The organism is Dietzia sp. HMSC21D01 (genome assembly GCF_001815995.1).
Lineage (GTDB): Bacteria > Actinomycetota > Actinomycetes > Mycobacteriales > Mycobacteriaceae > Dietzia > Dietzia cinnamea.
The window spans coordinates 1-6,481 of record NZ_KV823896.1 but is presented as its reverse complement, the minus strand read 5'-3'; the positions used below and the strand labels follow the sequence as shown (position 1 = coordinate 6,481).

At 71.8% G+C, this 6,481-nt stretch carries 5 protein-coding genes; 3 read left to right on the top strand and 2 right to left on the bottom strand.

Features of this window, described 5'->3' with window-relative positions; all coding sequences use genetic code 11:
- The 3 genes from HMPREF3086_RS08290 to HMPREF3086_RS08280 form a co-directional block, all read left to right on the top strand.
- The coding region (locus tag HMPREF3086_RS08290; RefSeq protein ID WP_168169072.1) for an XdhC family protein at positions 1-687 on the top strand (687 nt) is incomplete at its 5' end.
- Complete coding sequence (locus HMPREF3086_RS08285) at positions 677-1,855, top strand: isopenicillin N synthase family dioxygenase (protein ID WP_083324357.1); 1,179 nt, start codon at positions 677-679, stop codon at positions 1,853-1,855. The genes HMPREF3086_RS08290 and HMPREF3086_RS08285, both read left to right, overlap by 11 nt.
- 226 nt (positions 1,856-2,081) lie before the next feature.
- Positions 2,082-3,617, top strand: a complete 1,536-nt coding sequence (locus tag HMPREF3086_RS08280) for an NAD(P)-binding domain-containing protein (RefSeq protein WP_070721304.1) — start codon at positions 2,082-2,084, stop codon at positions 3,615-3,617.
- A 13-nt stretch (positions 3,618-3,630) separates the two neighbouring features.
- On the opposite strand, the gene HMPREF3086_RS08275 is transcribed toward HMPREF3086_RS08280, so the two are convergent.
- Together HMPREF3086_RS08275 and HMPREF3086_RS08270 are read right to left on the bottom strand one after the other, a co-directional pair.
- Positions 3,631-5,097: an HNH endonuclease signature motif containing protein gene (locus HMPREF3086_RS08275; RefSeq protein ID WP_246830940.1), complete on the bottom strand. Its 1,467-nt coding sequence runs from the start codon at positions 5,095-5,097 to the stop codon at positions 3,631-3,633.
- 530 nt (positions 5,098-5,627) lie between these two features.
- Entirely contained in the window at positions 5,628-6,221 is a 594-nt protein-coding gene (locus HMPREF3086_RS08270; protein ID WP_070721300.1) for a helix-turn-helix domain-containing protein, read from the bottom strand.
- Positions 6,222-6,481: the final 260 nt, after the last annotated feature.

Genomic DNA, 6,481 nt, shown 5'->3' with positions numbered 1-6,481 from the left:
GCCGCGGGACCGGCGGTGGTGCCCGCCGAGATCGCCGGGCGGGCGAGTCGCGTGTTCGTGCACCCGCTCGTGGCCCCGCGGTTGCTGGTGTTCGGCGCGACCGCGTTCGCCGAGGCGCTGGTCCCACTGGGGGCGGGGCTGGGATACCGGGTGACGGTGTGCGATGCGAGGCCGGTTTTCGCCGCGGCCGGGCGGTTCCCCGCCGCGGAACAGGTCGTCCGGTGCTGGCCGGACGAGTTCCTGCGGCGGACCCCGGTGGACGCCACCACGGCGATCTGCGTCCTGACGCACGACCCGAAGTTCGACATCCCGCTGCTGCTCGCGGCCCTGAACACCGCAGCTGGGTACGTGGGTGCGATGGGCAGCAGACGGACCCACGCCGAGCGGGTCGCGCGGCTCTCCGAGCTCGGCGTGAGTGAGGCCGAGTTGAGCCGACTCTCCGCGCCGATCGGTCTCGACCTCGGCGCCCGTACTGCTGCCGAGACCGCCCTGTCGATCGCCGCCGAGTTGGTGGCCCGCCGCAGGGGCGGCACCGGCGCGCGACTGGTGGAGATGGACACGTCGATCCACCGTCGCGCGCCGAGTTCTGCTGTCCCGGCCCCTGACCCGCCGTCGCCGCCGTCGCCCCCCCCCTGCCTTCGACCGACACCACCGACGCACTTCCGGGAGGAAACACATGACCACTGACCAGACCGTCCCCGACCTGGCCGTCCGCGACCAGAACGTCCCCGACCAGACCGTCCCCGACCAGACCGCCTTCCACGTACCGATCGTGGACCTGACGCCGTACGTCGCCACCGGGTCTGACGAGGGGGCCGCCGAGGGGACCGCCGACGATCGAACCCGCGTCGCCCGCGAGATCGACGACGCGTGCTCGACGGTCGGATTCATCCAGATCGTCGGTCACGGCATCCCACCGGAGGTGATCGACGGACTGGCGGGCGCTATCGACGACTTCTTCGCCTTGCCGCTGGAGACGAAGAAGGCCTACCGCGTGGCCGGCGCCAACCGCGGGTACAGCCCGCCGAAGAGCGAATCCCTCAGTCTCAGCCTGGGGGTGGAGTCCGCCGACCGGATGAACGACTTCTTCGAGGCGTTCAACGTCGGTGTGGAGGCTCGCTCGTTCACCGGACTGGGGCTGTCGGAGGACGACTACGGCATCAACGTCTGGCCCGAGGTAGCGCACTTCCGCGAACGCGTCGAGACCTACTTCAGCGAGGCGTCCCGCGTCGCGCGCGTGCTCACGCGGGTCTTCGCCGATGCCCTGGGCCAGCCGCCGGAGCTGTTCGACCGGCTCACCGACCATTCGATCGACGTCCTCCGCATGGTCAATTATGCCCTCGACGAGGGGCCGGTCACCCTCGACGGCGACCTCCGCGGGATGGGCGAGCACACCGACTTCGGCCTCGTCACCGTCCTCTGGGCCGACAGGGTCGCGGGCCTGCAGGTTCTCGGCCCCGGCGGGGTCTGGCATGACGTGCAGCCCGTCGAGGGCGGCCTGCTGGTCAATCTCGGGGACCTCACCGCCCGCCTCACCAACGACCGGTGGATGTCGACCCTGCACCGCGTCGCCCCGCCCGTCGTCGACGGCCGGATCATGCGCCGCCGCTCGGCCGCGTTCTTCCACGACGGGAACGTCGACGCCGTCGTAGAGACCCTGCCCGAGTTCGCCGGCCCGGGCGGGGACGCCTACGACCCCGTCACGGTCCGAGACCACATCGCCGCGAAGCTCGCCGGCTCCCGTCACGGCAAGGCCAACACCGCGGCGGTCCGAGAGGCAGCCAGAGTCCGCGCGGCAGCGCACCCACCCCTCTCCGCGGCCCCGGCCGTCCACGGGCCGTCGGCTGGGCGGTGACCACCGCCGCCACACCGGCCTCACGGCGCCGTAACACCACCGAAAAGCGGCGCTGCCAGACTCAGGATCGACACCGCGACGGTGCGGTCGGCCCCGCCGACCCGGCCGGCGGGGCGACCGACGCCCCGACGGACGAGTCATTCGTCAGGCAGCGGCGCGGAGTCCGCCCGGGCGCAGGACCCGGGCACGCCCGGAAGCCCCGGGCCAGACGCCACAGGAGACGTCCATGACCTCCGTGATCTCCGAGATCCCCCAGCTCGATTACGCGACCGGGTCCCGTCGCCTGCCCGACGCCGACGCCCGACTGGCGCGGCTCGCCGCGCGCGTGCGCGAGGACATCGAGACCACCAGCCACGTCCGCGACTGGATCCCCCGCGACGACAGCTCGCCCGACCTGGACGTCCTCGTCATCGGCGGCGGTCAGGCCGGGCTGGGAACCGCGTTCGCGCTGGGGCGCCAACGCATCGACCGCGTCCTCGTGGTGGACGACGGCCCGGCAGACCGCGTGGGCTGCTGGGATCGCTACGCCCGCATGCACACTCTGCGGAGCCCCAAGCACATGCGCAGCATCGAGTTCGACGTCCCGTCGCTGCACGTCCGCCGGTGGTTCGAGGCCGTCTACGGCGAGGAGGCGTGGGCGGAGATCGACCTCGTGCCGCGGCTGGACTGGAACGACTACCTGCGGTGGTATCGCGACATCACCGGCCTCACGGTGCGCCACCACACTCGGGTGACCGCCGTGCACCGGCCCACGACGCCGGACGGCCCCTTCACCGTGGAGCTGACGGGCGCTGGCACGGGCGGCAATGCGGCCGGCACGTCGGTGACCGCGCGGCGGATCGTCTTCTCGCTCGGGTTGGCCGGCGGCGGCGGGCAGCGCGTGCCGGGTGTCGTCCGGTCGCTGCCACGCGAGCGGTGGTTCCACACCGAGGATCCGATCGACTTCGACGCCCTGCGCGGCCTGCGGGTGGCCGTCCTCGGTGGCGGGGCCTCGGGATTCGACAACGCTGCCACCGCGCTGGACCACGGTGCCGCGCGTGCGGACGTGTTCCTGCGCCGCGAGACCGTCCCCGGCTCCAACCCCTTGCGTTGGATGGAGTTCCCCGGGATGCAGGAACGCTTCTACGGCCTGGACGACCGGGCCAAGTGGGACTTCACCCTCCTCAGCGGCGGTCTACCGCAGCCGCCCACCCAGCACACGGTGTGGCGCTGCTTCGCCCACCCCGACTTCGCCCTGCACACCGGCTGCGGGTGGGACGGCGTCGAGGTGGTCGACGACGGCGCGGGCGGGAGCGAGCTCGCGATCGACACCCACGTCGGCCGTGTCCGTGCCGACGTCGTGATCAGCGCCACCGGATACGAGGTCGACCTGCGGCGTCGCCCGGAACTGTCCGAGTTCGTCGACGACATCGCCCTGTGGGCGGACGTCCACGACTTCGCCGCGGACCACCCCGCGGGCCGCAGCCCCTACCTCGGGCCGGGTTTCGAGTTCACCGAGCGACACCCGGGGACCGCGCCGTGGATCACGCGGCTGCACCACTTCTCCACCGGCGCACGCACCTCGATGGGGGTCACCGGCAACCAACTCTCGGGGATCTACGGCGGGATCAGCCGGATCGCGGGGACCGTCACGACGGCGATCACCCGGGAGAACTGGGGTCGCCTGGCCTCCGACTTCGCCGATTTCGAGTTCCGCGAGGTGCACACGGTCGGCCCGCACGGCCCCGCGGACGGACCGTATCCGACCCGGCCGAGGTACTGACATCGCGATTGCTTTAAAAGGGTGGCGGGACATCGTCGACCGGTCCGGGTGGTCTGTTCTCGGGCTCCCGATGAGGACGCTGTCGTTCGGTCTCGGCCATCGCGCGGAACCGGCGGCGGTCAGCAGCGCGCCGGTGCCGCAGGTGCGGCCGCCGCCGCGCGATCGCTGAACCGCTGCCGGTCCGGCCCGCTTCGGCGGCCTCCTGCTGTCGGTGACTGGACTCGGAATGTCGCGGCGCGGCGAGACCCGCCAGTGGCCCGGTGGGCTGGCTCGCGACGCGGGTGCCGGGGTCCGGGTCCGGATGGTTCGGCCCGTGCATCCAGATGTAGGTGCCGTCCACGTCTCGGTAGTACGCCCAGATGCCGTCGGTCTTGAGTCGGTGATGGCATCGGCACAGTGATCCCAGGTCATCAGATGTGGTGTGGCCGCCCCGGTCTGGATCGTCGTGGTCGAACGGGATGATGTGATCGAGGTCCGCTTTCTCGGCGGGCGTCTGACATCCGGGGAAGACGCAGGTGCCGTCGCGCCCGCGACAGAAGCGTGCGAGGGCTTCCGAGGGGGTGTATCGGAGGGCGGCGTCGGAGTCGGGGTCGGCCAGGTCCCCGAGGGAATCGATCCTGCGGCGGGCGCTGCGCTCGAGTTCGTCGGCGGTGTGGCCGGTGACGGGGCCGTATCCAGCCAGCGTCACGCCGCGGTTGTCCGGGGTGCCGTCGTCGTAGGCGTTGATGATCACGCGCCGTGCGGCGGTGCGGGCCTCTGGGTCGGTGGGATGCTCGCCGTCGGGATCGGGCAGGCAGGCCCACCCGCGGCTGAGGGCCAGCAACCCGGCGGCACGGAGTTGCCCGATCGACCGTGGATCGTCCTTCGAGGCGGTCCGGGCGATGGCCTCGATACGGTCCGCGATCTCCACAGCCGACTCCGCGGTGAGAGTGGCGGAGATGAGTGCCCGGTCGTCGGCCAGCGGGATCATCTCCACGTCCTCGTCCTGCCGCGCCTGGCGGGCCCGGGCGTCAGCCCCCACCGGATCGCAGGCCCGGACCGTCTTTCCGAGCATCTTGCGCAGGGGCCCGGGCCGGGGCGGATGGGTGCGGCGTCTCGTGGGGGCCAGCCCCTCGCTAATCCTCCGGTCGAGCTCCGGCATCAGGTGGTCGGCGACCATCGCCGTCTCCTCGGCGATGGTGTGGGCTGCGAGGAGCCCGATCCACCCGGTCGCCACCAGCGCCGCGGTGCGGGGGAGCCGTTCGGTGAGCTCGACGGCAGTGGTGACGAGCCGGGCCGCACGGTGGCGCGACATACCCATCGAGACGCCGAGCATGGAGGCCGCCGTTTCCCAGGGGTCGCGGTACCGGTCTCGATCGCCCGCGAGCTGCACGCAGTCATAAGCGAAGGCGAGCGAGCGGCCCTCGGCGGCGTTGATGACTCGTTGCGCTAGGTAGCCGTGCCGCTGGTTGACGTCCCACTCGCTGAAGGCGTCGGGCACGATGACCTCCAACTCGGGCCCGGTCGCGGTGCGGAACCCCGGTGGAGGAAAGGGCGGGTCCCCGGTGTCCTCGGGGCCTGGATGGACTGGGGGGCTCTCCTCGCGGGCTCGGCTCGGTCGGTCCCGGTGCTGTCCCTCTGACTCGGACGCGCGCGTGTCTTTCGTGGCCATGATTCGACACTACGTTCGAGGTACGACATCGCCCGGCAGCATCGGCCGGAGCGGGCTCGACCGGACCCTGTCGGACGGACCGCCGAGATGGCGCGTGGGTGCGCTGACCTGCGGGCGCCGCGCAGGGCACCCCAGGTCAGAAGGTCGCCGAGGTTTCCGGGCGGGTGGCGCGGCAGGGGAGGGCCGTGTCGCGACCACTCGGCAGGTGCGTCGGCGGATGGGGTATGCCGCAGCCCTGCCCAAGGGTCCGACCTGGGGTGCCCTGCTCGCGGTGTGCAGGGCACCCCAGGTCGCGGCCTCGGGCGACCGGGCGACCCCGAGCGCCTGGGGTGCTGAGGCATGCGGCTGGACCGGTGCCCTCAGCCGGGCCTGGCCACGATGAGGCAGGCCTGCTCGCCCTGGGGGGCATACCAGCGGTGGGGCAGGGTGCCGTCGTAACGGGCCACGTCGCCGACGTCGAGTCGGCTCGTCGCGCCGCCGACGTCGAGCAGGATGGTGCCGCGGGTGACGTAGAGCCACTCGTTGCCGGGGTGCTCGAAGAGCCGGCCGGGGACGTGGTTGGTTTCGACGAACTCGAGGAACTGGGTACCGTTCGGGCCGCCGGGGAGGAGGCGGGTGTGTCCGCCGACGGTGCCTTCCGAGCGGGTGAGCACAGCCCCCTCTGTGGCGCGACGAATGTCCACGCCGCGATCGGGGGAGCAGGGGCCCGCTGCGGGGTCAGTGGTGGAGCTGACCGCTTCCAACAAGTGGGCCTGTGTGGTGCCGAGTGCGTGGGCCAAGCCCTCGAGCGTGGCCATGCTCGGGGCGGCCTTGCCCCGCTCGATCTGGCTCAGGAACGGCTGCGAGATCCCGGCTTGACCCGCTACCTCGACGAGCGTTAGTCCGAGCTGGCGGCGGTGGTGACGGATGCGCGCGCCGAGGCGTTCCTGGCCGTCGCCTCGAGCGGTGCTCATCTGTCCTCCTGGCGGTTTGACGGTTTGGCGGTCTGCGGTCTGGCGGGCGGTGGACGGGCGAGTCGGTTACACACCGGAACCACGAGGTAATCGCCCGGCAACACGGAACCACCAGACTCAGCGCTATTGACGAGGTCAATATCCCGCGTCCGGCTCGGAATGACAAGCGTTACCCCAGCGGCCGCCGCGGGACCGTTCGGCAGAGCAGGAGAACAGGGTCCGTGGACATACTCACCCTCCGGCGCGGGGCCGCCGGGCCT

Excerpts from the sequence above, each read along its gene's own strand:
- HMPREF3086_RS08270 (WP_070721300.1), bottom strand. The coding sequence starts at position 6,221 with ATGAGCACCGCTCGAGGCGACGGCCAGGAACGCCTCGGCGCGCGCATC.
- HMPREF3086_RS08285 (WP_083324357.1), top strand. The coding sequence starts at position 677 with ATGACCACTGACCAGACCGTCCCCGACCTGGCCGTCCGCGACCAGAAC.
- HMPREF3086_RS08280 (WP_070721304.1), top strand. The coding sequence starts at position 2,082 with ATGACCTCCGTGATCTCCGAGATCCCCCAGCTCGATTACGCGACCGGG.